Consider the following 19,517-nt stretch of genomic DNA (forward strand, 5'->3'; position numbering starts at 1 on the left):
ACGACGTTCTGGTCGCGCGCCGGACCTACGGGCCCACCAGGTCCGCGAAGAACCCCACCCCCGGGTCCTCCGGCGTGCCGACCAGCAACGCGCGGTCCAGCAGGATGTTGTTGTGCTCGCAGCTCGTCTCCGGGAGCATCACGCAGGCGTGGCAGGCGGCCAGGTTGGTGCCGCTGGTGCCGGAGGCCTCGGTCTCCACGCAGAGCGGGTCCGAGGAGCACCACTCGGCGCGGTGGACGGCCGAGCGGATCGTCCGGTCGAGACGGTGGGGCTCACCCTGTGCGACGAGGCCCCCCAGACTGCCGGCGGAGTCGCTGGTCGCCGTGTAGACGAGTACGCCTGCCATGTCGTCGGCGGCGTACAGGCGCTCGCGGAGCGCCGAGGCCGGGTAACCGGCCTCCAGGCTCCACTCGTTGATCAGGACATGGGCCAGGGTGTGCAGCAGCACCATGCGGGGGGTGGCCGGGGACGGCACCGCCTGGTTCAGATCGCCGGCCCGCTGGTCCAGCACCGCCTGATGGGCGGAACGCATCCGCTCGATGCGGGCGGCGACGGTCGGGAGCTTCTCCCAGGTGCCCAGTCGGTCCTCGGACAGGCGCAGGAACAGGCCCTCGCCCCGTACCTCCATGGCCGGGAGCCAGCGCAGAGGGGAGGCGGACAGCGGTACTTCCTTGGTGTCGCTCGCCGAGTCGGGGTCGGAGAGCCGGGTGAAGGCCTTCAGTGCTCGAACCACACGGAGTTTCTTCACGAGCATCGGGCCCGTGACACCGAGCGGCGCGAGTGGGCCGATGTCGCCCGACGGGGCCTCGCAGATGAACTGCTCGTCGCGAGAGTCCTCGCTGGAGTCGTTGCCCGAGCGGAGACTCTCGTACTCCTTGACACGCAGGGCGCGGTAGCGGTGGTCGAACGAGGAAGGTGTCTCGCTGTCGGGATCCTCCTCGCGCTCGGCGGCGAGCAGGGTCATCACCTCGTCCAGCGGGATGGGACAATTCCCCTTGAACACGCCCTGGAGATAGATCCTCACGTGCTCGGGGTCGTCGTACTCGCGCAGCGCGTTCCAGTGTTCCGCCAGAGGATCCGTACGCCTGTCGCTCCACGGCGGGATCGAGAGCGCCGACTTCTGCACCGGCTGCCACACCGCCGAGGAACCGCGCTGGAGAGTGCGCAGGGCCAACCCGCACTCCTGCGCCGGGGCATTGGAGCCGAGCCAAGGTCGCGTGCCCCAGCACTTGAGGCCCAGGTCCTTGAGCGCGTTCCGACGGAAGGAACCTTCCATCGAGACCTCGGGAGCGGTCCCACAGGTGCACGAGACGAGGATCGACCGGAGGGACGAAGTACGTCCGGAGGTGCGGAGCTTGAGTCTGCCGCCGCACTGTCCCGGAGCGGAGGCGCCCCGTTCGGTGGAGCGGTGCACCCATTGCCAGTACGGGAACTCCCCGAGGTGCCCGTTCTCGCACGCCACCACGAAACGGGACGGTACGAGGTCGACCTCGCACGTGCCGCAGACGCTCCGACCCGGCGGCGGGTTGAAGTCACGGTGTCGCTGGAGTTCGTCGCACTCGGGGCAGGAGTGCATGAGCGGAAAGCGACGGACCCGCACTCCGTCCTTGCTGTGGTCGTCCGAGGCAGGGGGCAGCCGGAAGTGGTCGACCTCGAGCAGTCGCTCCAACCGGCGCTCGTGGATCCGCGGGGACTCCTCGAGCCCCCAGCTCGTCTCCGCGCTGTCCAGGCCCGAGACGACGAAGGACTCGTGGTCCACCGCGATGAGCGACCCGACGCCGTACGTGGTGATGGCCTGCGCGCGACGGACCGCGCCGCGCCTCGGAAGGTTGTGGGCGGGGGCGGCGCCGTTCGCGCCGGTGCGGCGACGGCGGGCGGGCGGCGGGGTCATCTGGTTCCCTCCAGGAACAGGGCGGACTCGGCGTCGACGTCACGCAGGCTCCACAGCGTGGGCCACGCCTCGGCGTCCTCCGCCCTGTCGTCGTAGGCCTTCAGGAGCGACGGGGTGCGACGGCCCCGGAGAGGCTCGAAGAGCAGCCCGCTGTGGATGTCGGCCTCGTCGCACCACCAGTCGACGAAATCGTCGAAGGCTCGGGACACCGCGGGTTCCTCGTCCCGGGCCACGCTGCGGGCGCGCTTCACGAGCATCGACTTGATGCGTCCCCGCAGGACGTCCTCGTAGGACTCGATCGCGCCCGCACCGTCGTTGGGGCGGGCCGCAGGGATCAGGATGCGGGCGAGCGCCACGATCACCGCGTGCAGTCCCCGGTCGCGGGCGCGCGCGGAGAACGGTGTGACGGACGTGGACTCGACCTCGCGGTAGAGCGCCGAGTGGTAGTGCTGGAAGCTCTCGTAGTGCGAACGATCGCGTGAGCGGGTCGAGTTCAGCATGACCGCGACCAGGCCGGGGTGGGCGCGGCCGACCCGGCTGGTGGCCTGGATGTACTCGGCGGTCGTCTGGGGCTGGCCCATCACCGCCATCAGGCCGAGACGGTCCACGTCCACACCCACCGCGATCATGTTGGTGGCGAGCAGCACGTCCACGGTGTCCTCGTCGGGAAGCGCCTTCTCGATGCCCTTCAACCGGGTGGGGATCTCGCTGGCGTCGATGCGGCTGGTCAGCTCCGAGTAGTTGGCGATCTGTCGGGCCGCCACGCCGTCGCGGTTCGCCAGGACTTCGAGGTAGGCCATCACGTCGTCGTGGACCTGGAGTTCGGCGGCGGAGAGCAGCCGGAGGCTGTTGAAATAGCCGACCAGACTCCAGTACGCGTCACGGACCTCGTCGGTGGTCCGCGCCTGCGCGGCGCGGTGCAACAACGTCGCGTAGGTGCGGATCAAGAGGGTGGACTGACTCGTGCCGGGGGCCAGCAGGCCGACGTAGCGCCTGCTCGCCTTCTCCTCGCGGGAGGTCTCCACGGCGAACCACGAGTCGCGGGCGTCCAGGCCGGCGGGCGGGAACTGCCGCACCTGACGGTCGAAGAGGTGCAGACCCTGGTCGGCCGCCCGACGGATGGTGGCGGTGGAAGCGATCACCTTGGGTCGGCCGGCGAGCTCGTCCACGGCTGTCTCGTACAGGCCGGTGAGTGTCCCCAACGGACCGGAGATCAGATGGAGTTCGTCCTGGACGATCAGCTCCGGGGGAGGTGTGGTGTCATGCGGGTCGTCCCGGTTGAAGAGCGCGGAGGTCTCCGGCCGCCACGGCATCGACGCGAACTTGTCGACGGTGGCGATCACCAGTGTCGGACGGGCCGCGTACACCGCCTCGTCGATCAGATGGACGGGCAGCCCGTCGCCGAAGGCGCAGTCCTTCCCCGGGCAGCGGACGTGCATGCGCCGGGCTTCCTCGTCGACCTCGTAGTCCCGCGCGTCGAGACGGGTGCCGCACCAGGGGCAGGCGTGCAGTTGGACCGGGTTCTCGGTGGCCAGCCGCTTGTCCAGGTTCGCCCGCAGCTCCGCGAGCCTGACGTCGGCCTCGTCGAGCTTGTTGGGAGTGGCCGAACGTCCCACCCACATGCCGACGGAGAACTCCTCGTCGCCCAACTCGGGTGTCTGGCGGCGCAGTTCCTCCATCGCGCACAGCAGGATCGCGGCGCGCTCGAACTGCTGGAGGGTGAGCAGCCGCAGTGTGTAGCGCATGAGGACGACGACACCGCCGCCCTGCGGACCGCGCCTGATGCGGCGCAGGAAGGAGGTGAGGGCGATCAGCCCCAGGTACGCCTCGGTCTTTCCACCACCGGTGGGGAACCACAGCAGGTCGGAGACCTGCCGGTCGTGGTGTTCCGGATCCTCGATCCCCGCCAGACACAGCAGCATGAACGCGATCTGGAAGGGACGCCAACGGCCGGCAGCCGGGTCGGGGACGCCTCGGCGCCCGCTCTTCACCCAGACGCTGCGGGCCCGTTGGTCCGCCATGGCCCTGTTGGCGAGCCGGAACGCGCGCATCAGATCGGGCTCGGCCCGCAACAGTCCGATGCCCTCACGGATCCGGCCGAGAGCTTCGCGGCAGGCCACGATCTGCTCCAGCGAGGGCTTCTCGTACGGGCCGCCGGTCAGGGCGTCCGCCTCGATCGCCTTCCGATCGATCCAGAGCTCGTAGCCCGCGGCGAGGTTCTCCAGCGCGGTCAGCACCTCGTGGTCCGGCCGCTCCGCCAGCCCCAGCATGGACAGCGCCGAACTGTCGATCTCCGGGTTCGAGTCGGTGAGCAGCACCTCCACGGAGGGGACGAAAGCGCTCCTGATCTCGGGGACGGCGGCACGCACGGTCTCGGTCACACCGATCTGCGCGGGCGCCCAGTCCCAGGACGCGGCACAGCCGTGACCGACCGCGAAGGTCGGCGCATGACGGTTCAGCAGTCTGCTCGTCGCCATCTCCGGGTCGTGCGCCGCGTCCCGGGCGGGACGTTCGACGAAGACACCGGCACCGTCGACGGCCCGGACCGTCAGCGCGCACTGGAACAGGGCGAAGGCGTCCTGGAGGTCCCGTTCGCCCACCTTCTGTGTGTTGACCAGCGTGACCGTGATCGTGGCCGTGTCGGTTCCTCCGTCGCGCGGACGGACGTTGACCCGGAGCTGGACCTTGTCGTCGAGATCCTCCCGCCTGTCGCGGTCGGGCGTCGTGACGTCGATCGTGCGGTCCGGGAGGTCGAGTTCCACGCGACGCCACTGCTCACGCTGGTCGGCGGTCGTACGAGCCTCCGCACGGCCGGCCGAGATCGGCTTCCCGTCGGCGTCGGTCGGCACGTAGACGGCCGCGCGCGACGACACCACGATCGCGTCGCACTCGGACAGGTCGACCGCGAAGGTCAGTCCCATGGAGGAGGGACGTCGATCCCCCGAAGCCGCGACCTCCCGTGCGGTGCCGGACTCCTCGGTGTCCTCGCGACGCAGTTCCGGAGCGGTGTCCGGACCGTCGACCTCGGCGGCGTTCTCGTCCCTGACCACCTTGGTGGCGCGTGGATAGAGGACGCCGGTCAGATAGCGGTCCATGGGCGCGTCCTGGGTGAGGACCTCCTCGCGCTCCTCCGGTGACGTGTCCGGAGAAGGGCCGAGCAGCTCACGGCGCAGTCCCGCGAGAAGCTCCTCGTCACGCACCCGGTAGTGCTCGGAGTACCGGCCTGCCCCGTACGTCATGCGTTCCGCTCCTCGTCCCGGTCGGCTCGGTGGTACCGGCCGACACCGGTGATCCGCGGGGCGATCCACACGCCCCGGTCACCGAGTCCCGCGTTGGCCCCGGCGGCGATGCTGCCCGTCACGGTCTCCAGAGTGTCGACCCGCAGGCCGTGGATCTCGTCCGGCCACCAAGGTTCCCAGGTACGGCTCACCTTCTGCACCTGGAACAACGCTTCACGGAACCGCCGTGAGGCCTCGCCGATCTCCCGCTCGTCGTGCACGAGGACGTACGGAGGACTCTGCCGCTCGCCCATGGGCAGGTCGTGGCGTCTGCGCAGCACCACCTCCTGGCCGGGGCGGACCCGTTCCAACAGATACGTCTGGACGGCCGCGGCGTCCGTGCCATGCCCCGGAGGGTCGTCCTGGCACACGTCGCCCGCCGCGCCGACGATCCCGAACCTGTCGTACGATCGCCATCCGCCCAGGTAGAGGCGGCCTCCATGTCCCTTGCCGGATCTCCTGAACAGCGGCAGCTCGGGCGGTGCCACGTGGTACAGGTCCTGGCGGGGGCGTGTCATCGCCACGTACAGGGCACGCGCCTCGGCGGGGAGGTCCAGTTCCTCCTTGTACCGCTTGCCGAGTTCGGCCACCGTCGGAGGGGTCAGGACCACCACCCGGTCGAACTCGAGTCCTTTGGCCCGGTGGACGGTCGAGACGACGATCCGTGCCGTCTCCGGGTCGGCCGCCTCGTCGGGGAACCTGCCCTCGGCGACCGCGCGACGCAGCCGGTCCACGTCGAGCACCCCCCGTCCCGCTCCGCGCGCCACCCGGCGAAGGACCGCCCACAGGGCGCCCGCGTCCGGCGAGAACGGCAGCGGGATCTTCGAGAGGAGGGAGACGAACCGATCCTCGGTGAGGCCGGTCGCCTCCGTACGACGCAACAGCTCGCCCACCCAGTACGGCACCGGGCGCTCCTCCAGCGGGCGACGCAAGCGGTGGTCGATCCCGTGGGCGTGCAGCGACTCCGAGACCACGAGGGCCTGCTGGTTGTCACGGGTGAGCACGGCGCAGGTGTCGGAGAGATCCCGCAGGCCGGCCAGGACGAACTCGTCGTCGAGCGAGCCCATCGCGTTCATCGGGTCCAGGAGCAGGTCCCGCAAGTCGTCGTAGAGCGCTCCCGCCTCGTCCGCGTCGGTGATCCGCTGCAGACGCGGGCCGATCCCGAGAGCCACCCGGGCCTCGGGCGTGGTGGCCCGGAAGTTGCGGGTGAGACCCAGTTCCACCAGGTCGTCCGGGTAGGAACAGCGCAGCCAGTCGAAGAACCGGCCCGTCTCGTCGGCCCGTTCGACGGGATCCTCGATCTGGAACCCGTACACGGACTGGGCCGCGTCGCCGACGACAGTGAAGCCGCAGCTCTCCTGGTACCGGTCGAGGAGCGTCTCCACCAGCTCGCGACGCGGCCCCAACAGGTCCTGGACCTCGTCGATGACGACGTGCGCGGGCGGGACCGCGTCACCGACCTCCAACGCGCCCTTCTCGATCGCCGATGCCGCGGCGGTGATCCGTTCGTCGAAGCCGGCCGCCCCCCACTCGCCGTCCGGCCGCGACTGGAGCAGCACCTCGTGGGCCCAGGCGTCGAACGTCCGGGCACGCACCCGCTGGGCGCGTGCCCCGTGCCGGGAGATCCGCTCGCGCAACTCCCGCGCCGCCGCCCGGGAGAAGGTGAGGACGAGGATCTCGGCGGCCTCCAGGGCCGACTCCGGGTCCTCGTTCCCGCACAGCGCGTCGAGCCGCCGCACCAGGGTGTGCGTCTTTCCCGCGCCGGCCCCGGCGGTGACCAGGACCCTTGCGTCCCAGGGCTGTTCGACGACCGCCCGCTGCTCGTCGGTCAGCGGGGGGCTGTCGAGGTAGGCGTCTGTCACGCGCGGCTCCAGAGGTGCTCGAACTGGGTGAAGGCGAGCTGGGTGTCGAAGTTGGCGATGTTGTCGCTGACGTTCAGGATCAGACAGCTGTCCTTGCCGCCGTTCTTCGGTCCGCGCAGACCGCGACCGATCATCTGCTGGTAGCGGTTGGTGCTGTAGACCGGGCGGGCGACCACCACGACACGCGTGGCGGGAGCGTCGAACCCCTGGGTCAGGACACCGTAGTTGGTGAGGACCCGGATGCGTCCGGTCCGGAAGTCGTCCACCCGCCGTCGCCGGTCCTGGATGTTGGTGGTCGAGTCCACGGCGGCGGACGCGATCCCCCGGTCGTTCAACATGGCGGCCAGATACTTGGCGTGGTCCACGGAGGTCGCGAAGAGCAGGGTCGGCCAGTCCTCCGGAAGCCCCGCCACCTCGTCGACGATCCGGCGGCTGCGCGCGTGGTCGTCCGCGAGCCGCTGCTCGGCGGCGCGCGAGAGCACGGACATCCGGTCGGCCTGTGCCTTCTCGTCGCGGGTCAGCTCGATCCGGCCGCCCTCCAGCGTGCGATGTTCGACCTGCGCGAGCATGCCCCATTCCTGCAGGTCCTGATAGGGATCACCGGACGGGAAGACGCCCTCGTCGAGCCGCCGGTTTCCGAAGCGGCTCACCAGTCTGCGGGTCTCCTCCTCGTTCGTGTTCCGGAACGGCGTCGCGGTCAGGCCGAGCAGGTGTCGCCCGGTCTCGTACTGGGTCAGGCCGAGGTGGGTCAGGACCTCGGTGTAACGCTTCGAGACGGCGGTGTGGGCCTCGTCCACGATCACGAGCGAGGCCTCGCGCAGCCACGCGTACTGGTCGGTGCCCAGGCAGCGTTCCAGCTTGGCGTCCGTGGCGACCACCAGATGAGGGTGGTCGACGACGTCACCGGCCTCGTTGCCTCCCCAGAGCCTGCTGATGCCCAGCGGGCAGTCGGCACCGACCTTGTTCCAGACGAACTTCCAACTCTGCACCGCCTGTTCGCACAACTCGTCGGTCTGCGCGATCCACAGCAGCGGACCCTTCAGGCCACCGACGCGCTTGACCCAGCGGATCACGGCCTCGCAGGTGACCCGGGTCTTCCCCGCCCCGGTGGGCAGGGACAGCATGCCGCGCTGCGGCGCCAACCGGTCCAGCATGGTGGTGATGTTGCGGACCAGATCCTCCTGGTAGTCGTGGAGGTGCGGGAAGTTCTGCGGGCCGTCGACCGTCTCGAAGGACGGCGGGGAGGGGATCCGCGAACCCGCGAAGGAGACCGGGAGCCGCAGCTCGGACACGAAGGCGACGGCGGTCGCCGAACCGGTGTAGGAGACCGGCGCGTCGGGGAACCGTGCCTGGATGTCCCTGGCGTGCTGATGGAGCACCCCGTCACCGTGGGCGTTGAAGGCCATCTGTGCGATCCGGCGGTCCGACGGCTCCGCCCCTTCGCCCGCCTGCCGCTCGGCGTCCAACAGGCCTTCGGGCAGGCCCGTCCGCAGCGCCTCGGCCCCGATCAGCAGCTCGATCTTCGTGACCACGTCAGTGTTGTCGCGCACCGCTCTGCGAGCGGCCTGCAAAGCGCTGTCCCGCGCCATCTGCTCCTGGTGCTCCAGCACGGCTCGGCAACCGTTCGTGCCGAGCCCCAGACCGAGTTCACGATCGATCAGCCGCAGCATCGGCTCGGGGGCGAGGGGTACCCGCACCTTGACCACACCGTCCTGACGCACCGCGTCCAGAGGCGAGGCACGGGTGCCGTTGGGCGTACGGGTGATCTCCTCCAGTTCGACGCACCGCTGCACGACGCTGTTGCGGTTCGAACTGCCGAGGCGGGGACGCAGACCGGGGTACAGCTCGACCAGCGGCACGGGGGCGCCGTCGAGGACCTCCCTCGTCTCCTTGCTGATCACGTCGGCGTGGCGGAGCATTCCCCACTTCTCGACCATCAGTTCGGCATCCGCGGCGCTCGGCATCAGCAGCGCGGGAAGCCGCTCGGCGCGCAGAGCCCGGTACTCGACCGTCCCGACGGCGAGGGTGATCTCGTCGTCCGGTCGGGTGCCCCAGGTGTCACCGATCCGGCAGCGGGTGAGCGAGTCCTCGGGGAAGTCCGCGCCGACCCTGGTCAGCATCACGTAGGTGGCGCCGACGAACGCGTCGTCCTCGCTGTGGGACAGCTGGCCGAGGAGCGTCTCCCACCGGTCGCCCGGAACCTCGTCGATCGTCACCGGAAGCCGCAGCTTGCGAGCCTTCTCGGCGGAGAGCTCGGCCACCGGCAGGACATCGCCGTAGGAAGCGAGTTGCGGTCCGACGGCTTCGCGCAGCGGCTTGAGCCCCTGGGAGGTGACGACGGTGCCGTACTTCCGCAGCATCCAGCGGATCGGGGAGACGACCGCCTGTCGGGTCGCGCTCTGCGCGCCGATCTGGCGGGTCCAGCTGTCGACCACGGCATCGTCGGGGAGCGCCTTGAGGAACGAGGCCCGCGACTCCTCGGACAGTGCGCGGAACAGGTGGAGGGGGCCACCGATCGGGGCGCCCTCCACCTTCATCCGGTTCAGCGTGGGACGAGGGGAACGGCTGTCGAGGCCGCGCAGATAGGTGGCGTGGACGGCTTCGCGGTACTCGTCGAACCAGGCTTCCCCCTCCTTCGGCTGGACCCCCGTCACGGGACGGTCGCCGAGGCCGATCTGGGAGAAGAAGGACACGTCGTCGGAGTGGAACGACATGTCCACGGCCACGGACTTGTCGCGACCGGCGTCGACCACCCGACCGGGCACCATGCAGTCCTCGACGGGACGGAACCGCCCGTCGACGGTCCGCACATGCAGGGTCGATCGAGGAGAGGCCACCCGTTCCAGCACCTTGTGCCCCAACCGACGGACCCCGCCCAGGCGGAACAGTTGCCAGAACCGCTCCCACTCGGCTCCCCGATAGCCGTCGAAGCCCTGGTCCAGGACACTGACGAAGCGCCCCTCGACATCGGCCTCGCGGATCCCGAGGACGTTGAGCGCGTGGGCGAGCGACGGGTCCTGCCCAAGCTCCTCGACCACGTACACGGTGGACTCGGGCAGCCCGTCCTGGTCGGCACGCCGGAACACCCGACCGGGCACGGGCGGTACGAGCCCGTGCTCCTCGGTCAGCACGATGTGCGCCTTGCGGGCCTCCGCCGCGTGCGCAGACCCCGTCTCGACCATGTCCGAGACGATCCGGATCGCCACCTTGGAGGCCTCGACGCCGCCGGACTCGGCCAAGGCCTCCAGCCAGGTGCGGACGTCCGCCCGTTCGTGCCTGGCCGCCTCCAGGATGTGTTCGACCTTGCCGGCGCGCGTGGTGTCGGTCTCGGCGTTGGGATGCAACCAGCCGGAGGGGCGCCCCGGGCATTCGTGCCACTTGCGGAGCAGGCCGATGACCTTCCTCGGGTCCCTGTCCAGCCGAGGGTGCACACGCAGTTCGGTGGGAACGCGCAGCACGCCGTCCTGGTCGGGCAGGGACGGACGGACGGCGGCACAGGCCCAGATCTTCCGGGTCAGGAAGTCGTCGGCCCAGCTGATCGTCTCCTTGGTGCGACCCGGCAGCAGGGGCAGATAGGCGCCGGGGTCATCGGTGGGTGCGAGCGCCGGGAGCGAGTCGACGACCAGGGCCGCCGCCACTCCGATCATCTCCTGGTTGAAGGGGGACGAATCCAGGAGGTTCTGTCTGTCCTCGTTCGTCTTCCACGCGCCGTTGACGATGCCGCTCAACGACATCTCGTACTTGGTGGGGAAGAACGACCAGAAGGTGCCGCGGCCGCGGGTCCGCGAGTTCACGTACAGGCCGGTGTCCGGGTCCTTGCGCAGGGCGGGGACGGCCCAGGACAGGTCCAGGGAGAGCCGGTCGTGAAGTTCGCCGGCGTCCGCGCGGGCGGCCGGACCGGGTTCGTGGGAGGTGGTGAACACCCGCCACTCCTCGGAGGCGGTGGCCTTCCCGGTCCTCTCCTCGACCACGGTGTGAAGATCGCCGGACTGCCGCGCCGTCAGGACCCGTCGAGCCACCGGACGCGGGCGACGGTCCTCCAGAACGACCGTCGCGACGTGCGGGGAGAAGAGCTGGAACCCGGTCGGGAACTCGTCGCGGGGCAGGCCGTGGTCCTTGGCGCGCCCCCCGTGCATGTCCTTGCCCAACCGGTCGTCCGCTCGGGTGAGCAGCGGCAGGCGTACGACGGTGGTCGCCCAGCCCAGAAGTTCGTGCAGAACGGGGTCCCCGGCCCGTTCCGCTGCCACGTCCAGTGGGCGGGCCATGCGCAGCACGGGTGCGTCGAATTCCTGTCCGTATCGCGCTGTCACATCGGGGACGGAACGGATCTGCTCGTACGACCAGGCGCGGTCGAATCCGAAACTTCCGGTGCTGCTGAAGAATTCCGGTGCGTCGCTCACCACGAGCACGGACTTGACGCCGACACCGAATCGCCCGATCTGGCCGCCACGCTTTTTGGACATGCTCATCCGGAGAATGGTCTCCGCGCCCTCCGACGTGACCGGATCTCCCTCGTTCGCGCAGTACAGGTGGGTTTCCGTGAGAACCACGTGCACTCTTCCACCGGGTTCGCCGGCGATCTCGTCGGCCGCGTTCTGCACCAGTTCGAAAAGCTGACGGTCGCCGTATCCTCCTTGCGTGATACGACGTTCTCCATTGGCGTGCTCGGCCACGAGACCGGGGTCGACGGCGTAGGTCTGCAGAACACGGATGGACTGTTCAAGAACGGTTTCAACAACAGAAAGGGACGGCGAGGTCGACATTTTTTCCTACGCTCCAGTCGAGGAAAAGGTCCGGAAGGAAGAGGGGGAGCGCGCGGGGCCGGCGGGTAAGACTTGCCGGCCCGTGCGCTTCCGTGATGCGGCGACGTGGGACTGACCCTCGGCTCCTGTCACAGGTCAGGGAGGGTACGCCAAAGACCCCGAACGGCGCGTTCAGTGCGAAGACTTCACTCGGAGGGGTGGTCGGGGTCGATGGGCAGGTCGATCACCTCCTCGGCGAGTTCAGGAAAGTTGTCAAGGACATACTTCTTAGTCGTTCCGAACCACTCAATGACGCTCGCGACCTCTCCCTTGGCCGCTGCCACCTTCACCTCCAGCATGAAAGCGCTGCGGTCGCGGCTGCAGAAGAGGTGGTCGTCGTCGTTCTGCTCATCCATTTACGCAAACCCCCGAAGTTGAGTTAAATGGTACAAGTTCGACACGGGGTTGCATTTGGGCATGCAGAAGTCCCGTGGTTGAGTCGCTTTCTCGGTGGAGATGCCTACTAGTAAACCACGGTATGGGGTCTCTGGTGTTCCGCCGGTGCCTTGGTTGACAGTTGTCCAGCGGCAATTATCGATGCTGTTCCGATGTGAGAATTCCGAGGATGGGCAGAGCTCTCCCTACGGTCCGACCGGCCTCTTCGTGGGAGGCTGAACGGGACGGAAAATCCGCCGAGTCCAAACTTATCGGTCTGGGTGGCCGACTGTCAAGGGTCTTCCGAAAGGGTGGAATCGGAGGCAATTCGGGCAATATTCGAACAATTGAATCCGGTGGGTAAGGCGTAGATGGCGCCCCGCACGGATCAACCATCAGTTGACACGCTCCTCCGTGTCAAATTAGCCTCCTCTTCACCCCAGGCGACCGCCTGCGGCTTCGAGGAGGGAGCAGATGGCACGTGGAGACAGGTGAGGAGTTCGGGCCCTGGTTGGCCCGGCAGCTCAAACTCGCGGGCAGGACGCAGGCCGAACTGGCCGAGGAGCTGCAACTGACACGCGCCGCCGTCTCGGCGTGGATCACCGGCAGGTCGACGCCCCGCCCCACCGTCATGGCCGACATCGCCAAGGCGCTCGGCACGGACCTCGGCACGGTGCACACCCGCACCACCGACACCCAGGCCGGACTTCCGATCACCTGGTACCACCGCCCGGGCTACCCCGACGGCGGCCGGGACCTCGGCAACGCCGCGGCGTTCGCCTTCGACGCCGACGTCCAGGTGCTCGCCCGGGAGACCTGCCAGAACAGCCTCGACGAACGTCTCACCGAGAACGGCAGGCCGGTCAGGGTCCGCTACACCCTGCACGAGCTGACCGGGAAGACGCTCGACGCCTTCCGCGAGGCGATCCTCTGGAACGACCTGTTCCCGCACTACTCCGCCGTCTCCGAGGGCGCGGGAAACCAGAAGGTCGGCCGGGTCGTGGACGCCGGAGTGCGTGACATGTATGAGAAGGGGCGGCTGCTCCTTCTCAGGATCGACGACTACAACGCCTCCGGTCTCACCGGCGACGACTACGGGGACGGAAGGTTCGCCGCGGTGGTCAGACGCCAACTGGAGAGCCTCAAGTCGAGCCATGGCGCAGGCGGTTCCTACGGTCTGGGCAAGGCGACGCTCTGGGCCACGAGCGCTCTGGGGCTCGTGCTCATCAACTCCACGCTGTCGGTGCCGCACGAGGGACGCACCGAGCGGCGGGTCGTCGGCCGCCTCGAACTGCCCTGGCGACAGGTCGACGGTCGAGCGTACGCGGGCCCGGCATGGTTCGGCCGACCGGATCCGGATTCGCCCGGGGCCGAGGTCGTCCGTTCCTGGTGGGCGGACGAGGAGATCGTGGACCGCCTGCACCTCGCGCGCGACAACGACGAGCCCGGTACCTCGTTCCTGGTCGTAGGGGCGCACGACATCGCCAGCCTCGTGTCCGACAGCGAGTCCGAAGACGACGGGCAGGACGACGATCATGAGGACACGCGCGATCTCGAAAAGATGCACGGCCGTCTGGTCGCCGCGTTGGGACGGGACTTCTGGGCGGCGATGACGGGCGGCGGCAACCGGCTTCCCTTGCTGGAGGTCTCGGTCCGCTCCCTTCGCAACGGCGATGTCGTCGTCGCCGAGGAACAGGTCGATCCCACTCGTGAACAGCCCTCCCGCACCCGGGCCCTGAGGGCGTACTACGAGGGCGCCACCGTCGACCGGCTCACCGAGGCCGGCCAGGTCGCGGCACGCACCGTGCCCCTGAAGCTGCCCCTGTCCGGAGGCGCCTTCGGGACGCTGGGCACGCACCAGGCGGTTCTGCTGGTCACGGAGGCCATGGGTGACAAGGACGGGGACAAGGACCAGGTCCACTCCCTGCGCGGTAACCGCATGACGGTCAAGAGGGCCGGTGTGTCGCGCCTGCCGGTCGGCACCAACCCCTTCCAGGCCGTTCTCCTGGTGGGTGAGGCCGCCGGCGAGTCGGTTCCCTTCGCGAAGGAGGCCGAGGAGTTCCTGCGCGCGGCGGAACCGCCCGAGCACGACCGCTGGGGCCAGACCGAGGAGCTGTCCCTGCGCTGGTCGCCGTCCGCGTACCGCCGGATCAACACGTTGACGCACGAGGTCAACAGTGCGGTCAGGGAGATCGTGGCCCGCCCTCGGCGTACGAAGGCCGAAGGTGGCGAAGCCCTTCGCAAGGCGCTGACCGTGCGCGCCAAACCCAAGGCCAAGGTGCCGACCGGGCCGGTCGTCCCGGTGCTGGACGCCTTGGACGCGACGGTCGGTGAGGCCGGTGAGTGGCAGATCACCGCCGAGGTGACCGTCCCCAGGGGCGACGAGATCGTCCCGATGGTGCCGGTCGCCCAACTGGACGTGCGGTCGGGCGGGCGCCCTCGCCTCGACTGGGCCGAACTCGTCGCCGTCGAAGGCTGCGAGGTTCAGGACGGGGTCCTGCACTTCCCACCGGGAACCCGTCGCGCGACATTCCGGGGGGCCACCGACGTCACCAGCCACCCGGTGAAAACCGCGCTCACCCGACTCGTCGTCGAACTCCGGGCCGGCAAGGGGGAATGACACCGTGAAGATCTACCCCTACAAGCGGCTCAACCGGCCGATCTCGCTCAGGGTCACCTCGGTCGCGATCAAGCTGCCCGACGGCAGCCGCGACCAGCTGGAGACCACCGCGTACTCCACCCAGCAGCAGACCGTCGCGCTCGGCGTCGCGGGCCACGACGACTGGGTGAGCGCCGCCGTCGGACTCTCGGCGACCCTGCCCCCCGGAGCGGACGCGCCGGACGCGGCATGGTCCGACCTCCAGGTGCTCGCCGTACTGACCGACGGCGAGACCAACGTCCGGACCTCCGTGCGCCTCGGCCGGGACACGCAGGACGGTCGGGACTGGTCCGGCGTGCTGGAGGTAGTCAGGGACGATCACGCGGGACGGGCCTCACTGGCCGTCCACGCAGTGGGAACCGTGGACGGTGTGATCGGGCGGGCCATCGCGGAGACCGACCGGAGCTGGATCGTCGACACACTCTCCGACGAACCCGTCCGCGGGCTCCGACTGGAGGTCCAGAAGGCTTCGTTCCAGAAGAGCGCCCGGGACTGGCTCCGCGCGTACGCCGACTCCCCGTGGGTCGTCGATCCCGCTGCCCGTGTCCCCACCGTGTGGGTCAACACCGACGTCGAAGGCGTCATGGATCTCCTGGACAGCGGTGGTTCGGGAGTGGAGAGCAAGGTACGCGACCTCCTGGTCGCGCAGATGGCCACCGACGTGTGGACCGCGGTGTTCCACGCCGCCGTCGGCGACCTCGAAGTGGAACCCGGTGGTGGTCCGGTCTTCCCGACCGACTGGCAGGGTGAGGTGCTTCGGGAGATGCTCCCGGACGTCGTACCGGGCATCCATGTGGAGGAGGCCCTGCGACAGGTGCACCGCCGGCGCACCGGGGAGTCCGGCTGGCCGGAACTCCAGACCCGGATCCACTACGCGGCGGTCCGCCGTGCCGATGCCCGCAAGGCTCTCGGGTTCGTGATCCGAGGCCTCGAACAGATGAACCGAGCAGGTGAGGCATGATCACTCGACCGAACCACGTACCGGAACGGCTCGGGCTGCTTCCCGCCTCGGCCATGGACCCCTTCCTCACCGACCAGCTGATCGCCGGCGAGCAGGTGCACGGCGGTGTCGACCTGGCGAAGGCCGTCGAGCCGCTGTCCGAGGACGACGCCAGGTGGGTGGCCGAGCCACTCCGCGAACTCGTCGAGGACGCCATGTTCGAGTTCCGGGAGGATCGCACGAGGGCCGACGCGTGGCTCGCCCCCAGGCTCCACGCCACGTTGCGACTGACCAGGCGGGAAGCCGCGGACAAGCGCCTGTGGAACCATCTGGCTCTCGCGATCGCCCCTGACTACGTGGTCTGGCGGCACCTCTCGGCTGCGACGCCCGGCAAGCCGGAGAGGCGTGTCGCCCCCGAGCGTTTCAGGGGCCCGGCGGACCGGCAGTGCTTCTCCCGCCTGTGGTGGGCTGCGGAACTCTTCCGGAACGGCCCGGACTACGAGCCGGTCGAGACCGCCTGCGGCAACCAGGATCTCGTCCACACCGTCCTCCGACTGGACCTGATCGACCACCGCCCCACGGCCCAGGCTGTCATTCGGCTGCTGAAGGGCGGGCGGATCACAACGGGTCGCGAGATCAACGGGCTCTGCGTCGCGATCAGTACGGCGGGTGCGACCCTGACCTACGACGCCATCGGACCGGACGAACCCAAGGACCCGGCCCGCATACGGGATTGGGTCGCGGGAGCCGAGTCCGCCGATCCGGTGAGCCGGTACGGCCTCCCCCAGGGACCCGACGAGGACCCCGCGCCGGAGGGGTCCGTGGCCGCTCTCACCGCCTACTTCGCGGAACTGTTCGAGACCGCGCCGGTCAGAGGGAGGAAGAACGCGGACTGACGAGCGTGTCCGGACGTCGTGGCCCGCCGACGGCCCTGCTCGCGGTCGAGGCCGGCGGCTTGGACCCGGCAGGGTCCTGGTCCTCCGGCCGAGGGCACCGGTCGGTGCAGGCGTCGGAGGCCCCGCAGCCGTGGCCGCGCAACTTGGACCGCTGGCTCTCGGTGGCCGCCTGCCAGGGCTTGCGCAGTACATCGGCGTCCGGTGCCGCAAGGCCGAGCGCGGCACTCAGCAGATGCGTACCGAACAGGGGAGGCACCGCGTTGCCCACCTGCTGGGCCTGCGCGGTGCCGGACCACGGATAGTCCGGTGGGAAGCTCTGCAGCATCCCCGCCTCGTTCATGCTGAACCGAGCACCCTCGCGCAGGACGATCTCGTTCAGGTGCTCGAAGACCACGAAGCGCGAGATCCGGCCGGTGACGGTGGTGGCGGGCTGTCGATCCCCGCGCACCCCGCGTCGGCCGGGATTGCCGGAACTGCCGTAGTTGGAACGGACCAGGAAGGGGACGGCCCGCCCCGGGTGCGTCCCCACGGGCTCCTCCAGCACATCGCCCATCGACCGCCAGGGCAGCAGGGTCGAGTCGTCCGTCTCCTGGGGCTCCTCGATCTCCTCGCCGAGCATCGGTTGCCGGACCTGGGCCGCCAACTCGCGTCGGTTCCAGGCCTTGGCCTCGTAGGCGCGATGGGTGGCGGCCGGGAGGGAAGGCGGTTCACCGAGTCCTTCCCGCCGGGCGATCAGCACCGCCCGCGTCCGTGTCTGGGGCACCCCGTAGGTCTCGGTGGACAGGACGCCGACGGCGACGTCGTACTTCGTGCCGTCGGGCAGCCCCGTTCTCTTCAGCACCGTGGCGTAGTGCTCCCAGAGCGCGACGACCGCCGGGACCTGCTCCAGGACGATCACGTCGTAGGGGCGCCCGTCCCTGTTGGGGCTCCTGGTCGCCTGGATCGCGTAGCGGAGGGGCTCCAGCACCATCGCGGTCCGCGGGTCGGGCAGGGCGCTCAGATCCCTGTCGACGGCCTCGTCGGAGTCACCCGCCGTCAGGCGTTCGATGAACGTCTTCACCTCGTCCAGGGCCTGGCGCCCGGACCCCTTGCCCGCCACGGAGTACGTCTGGCACGGCGGGCCACCGGCGAGCACGTTGATCTCCGGCGGCAGGGACTCGAACGCGTCCCGACGTACCGCGCTCACGTCGGCGTGCAAGGTGTCCAGCCCGGCCGCGTACCGCGTGAGGCACGCGCTCCTGTCCCACTCGATACCGATACTGGGGAGGTCCAGGGCGTGCCCTGCGACGTCCAGGCCCCCGGGTCCCGCGAAGAGGTCCAGGACGTAGGGCTTGTCGAGGATGGAGTGCTGGGACGCCGTGCTGGTCATGATGCGGAAGTGTAGCCGGCCGTGAAGATCATCCTCCCCCGTTCAGCGCCGCCGCGAGCGCATGCCCCAGCGCCCGCCCGACGGGAGGCGGTGTCGCCTGTCCGACCTGGCGGTAGCGGGCGGTCTTGCGGCCGGTGATCTCCCAGGTCTCGGGGAACCCCTGGAGGAGGGCCGCCTGCTCGACTGTGATCTTCACCATGCCGTCGCGGCCGATGTCGGGGTTCCAGTCGAAATCGGGACCGGGGATCGCGTCGCCGACGGTGTGCGCGTTCACGCCCATCGTCGCCCAGGTGTTCTTGGCCCCGGTCGGTCCGAGATCCGCGCCGCCGCGATTGCGCGAGCCTCCGACCAGCGTCGGGGCGGGGCGGTCGGCCTGCGCGCTCCACCGGGCGGCGTCCGTCCAGCCGTGGGAGGCCATGGAACCGCCCAGCGCCATGCCGACCGTCGTCGGCTCCTGGACGGTGGCCGTCGGTGGGGTGAACACCCCGGCCCCCTCCCGCTTCATGGCCACCAGCACGCCCTGCTTGCGGTTCTGCGGCACACCGAAGTCGACGGCGTTGACGACCAGCCAGGTGAACTCGTATCCCAGATGGGCCAGTTCGGCTCGGGCGAACTCGCGGAACTCCTGGTACTCGTCCGAGTGGGCGAGGCCCGGGACGTTCTCGATGAGGACGGCTCTCGGGCTGATCGCGTGGACGAGGTAGATCGTGGCCTTCAACAGCCGCTCCTCGGATCGCGAATCGGCTCGCCCCACGGTCGCGCTCGATCTGACGCGCGGGAGGCCGGCCGACAGGAGATCCACGTCCTGGCTCGTGGGGTGCTCCGCCGGATCGAAGTCCACGAGGTCCGACCGGAGCACGTTCCAGTGCGGCCTGTTCGCCCGCAGGGTGCCGACCGCCACCTCGTCGTCGTCCAGGAGCAGACGCGGCTCGAACCCCGCCTGTTCGAGCCCGAGAGCGAGTCCGCCCGCCCCGGAGCACACGTCCACCAAAGACAGACCGCTCATGTCTCTTTCCCCCTCGTTCGTTCGGTACGTCGCCGTTCCACGGTGGCGGCCACCCGCGTGGCCACGTCTTCCGCGGCTTCGTGCTCCCAGAACCGCAGCACCGTCCACCCCTGCGCGACCAAGTGGTCGGTCGTCTCCCGGTCGCGTGCCATGTTCCGGTCCAGCTTCTGGCGCCACCACTCGGCGTTGGACTTCGGCTGTGTCGCGTGCACAGGGCACCCGTGCCAGAAACACCCGTCGATCAGGACGGCCACCTTCACCCGGGTGAAGGCCAGGTCGAGGCGGCGCCGGGCCATGCCGGGCACCGGGTACTCCACCCGGTACCGCAGCCCCGCGGCGTGCAGCAGCCGTCGTACGGCCAGTTCGGCGGCGGTGTTCTTGCTGGCCTGTCGGGACATGCGTGCCGAAACAGCCGGCGAGGAGGGTGTCGGAGCGTTCA

Annotated in this window: 11 protein-coding genes; 3 read left to right on the plus strand and 8 right to left on the minus strand. The window is 69.5% G+C overall.

Annotated features, from left to right (window positions below; all coding sequences use genetic code 11):
* Positions 1-25: 25 nt before the first annotated feature.
* The 5 genes from drmB to ACIPSE_RS05805 form a co-directional block, all read right to left on the minus strand.
* Positions 26-1,891 (minus strand): DrmB family protein, encoded by a 1,866-nt coding sequence (gene drmB / locus ACIPSE_RS05785; RefSeq protein WP_401657825.1) that lies wholly within the window; start codon positions 1,889-1,891, stop codon positions 26-28.
* On the minus strand, positions 1,888-5,130 hold the full coding sequence (locus tag ACIPSE_RS05790) for a helicase-related protein (protein ID WP_401657827.1): 3,243 nt from the start codon (positions 5,128-5,130) through the stop codon (positions 1,888-1,890). Before ACIPSE_RS05790 ends, drmB begins: the two co-directional genes overlap by 4 nt.
* The gene (locus tag ACIPSE_RS05795) at positions 5,127-7,031 is read right to left on the minus strand and encodes a UvrD-helicase domain-containing protein (RefSeq protein WP_401657829.1); all 1,905 of its coding nucleotides are present in this window, start codon (positions 7,029-7,031) and stop codon (positions 5,127-5,129) included. The genes ACIPSE_RS05790 and ACIPSE_RS05795 overlap by 4 nt, the downstream gene beginning before the upstream one ends.
* Positions 7,028-11,794, minus strand: coding sequence for a DEAD/DEAH box helicase (locus tag ACIPSE_RS05800; RefSeq protein ID WP_401657831.1), 4,767 nt, complete (start codon positions 11,792-11,794; stop codon positions 7,028-7,030). Before ACIPSE_RS05800 ends, ACIPSE_RS05795 begins: the two co-directional genes overlap by 4 nt.
* A gap of 185 nt (positions 11,795-11,979) precedes the next feature.
* Complete coding sequence (locus ACIPSE_RS05805; RefSeq protein ID WP_401657833.1) at positions 11,980-12,189, minus strand: hypothetical protein; 210 nt, start codon at positions 12,187-12,189, stop codon at positions 11,980-11,982.
* Between the two features lie 500 nt (positions 12,190-12,689).
* Between ACIPSE_RS05805 and ACIPSE_RS05810 the strand changes: the two genes are divergently transcribed.
* Genes ACIPSE_RS05810 through ACIPSE_RS05820 form a run of 3 tightly spaced genes read left to right on the plus strand, consistent with a single transcriptional unit; the run spans position 12,690 to position 16,703 of the window.
* The gene (locus ACIPSE_RS05810; RefSeq protein WP_401657835.1) at positions 12,690-14,828 is read left to right on the plus strand and encodes a helix-turn-helix domain-containing protein; all 2,139 of its coding nucleotides are present in this window, start codon (positions 12,690-12,692) and stop codon (positions 14,826-14,828) included.
* A 4-nt stretch (positions 14,829-14,832) separates the two neighbouring features.
* Positions 14,833-15,828, plus strand: coding sequence for a hypothetical protein (locus ACIPSE_RS05815; RefSeq protein WP_401657837.1), 996 nt, complete (start codon positions 14,833-14,835; stop codon positions 15,826-15,828).
* A complete protein-coding gene (locus ACIPSE_RS05820; RefSeq protein ID WP_401657839.1) occupies positions 15,825-16,703 on the plus strand; it encodes a DUF6339 family protein in 879 nt (292 codons plus the stop codon). Before ACIPSE_RS05815 ends, ACIPSE_RS05820 begins: the two co-directional genes overlap by 4 nt.
* On the opposite strand, the gene ACIPSE_RS05825 is transcribed toward ACIPSE_RS05820, so the two are convergent.
* Genes ACIPSE_RS05825 through ACIPSE_RS05835 form a run of 3 tightly spaced genes read right to left on the minus strand, consistent with a single transcriptional unit; the run spans position 16,678 to position 19,476 of the window.
* Positions 16,678-18,072 (minus strand): DNA cytosine methyltransferase, encoded by a 1,395-nt coding sequence (locus tag ACIPSE_RS05825; protein ID WP_401657841.1) that lies wholly within the window; start codon positions 18,070-18,072, stop codon positions 16,678-16,680. The genes ACIPSE_RS05820 and ACIPSE_RS05825 overlap by 26 nt on opposite strands.
* Before the next feature lie 28 nt (positions 18,073-18,100).
* Complete coding sequence (locus tag ACIPSE_RS05830) at positions 18,101-19,078, minus strand: DNA cytosine methyltransferase (RefSeq protein WP_401657843.1); 978 nt, start codon at positions 19,076-19,078, stop codon at positions 18,101-18,103.
* Entirely contained in the window at positions 19,075-19,476 is a 402-nt protein-coding gene (locus ACIPSE_RS05835) for a very short patch repair endonuclease (RefSeq protein WP_401657845.1), read from the minus strand. The genes ACIPSE_RS05830 and ACIPSE_RS05835 overlap by 4 nt, the downstream gene beginning before the upstream one ends.
* Positions 19,477-19,517: the final 41 nt, after the last annotated feature.

Source organism: Streptomyces sp. NPDC090106 (assembly GCF_044747265.1).
Classification (GTDB): domain Bacteria; phylum Actinomycetota; class Actinomycetes; order Streptomycetales; family Streptomycetaceae; genus Streptomyces.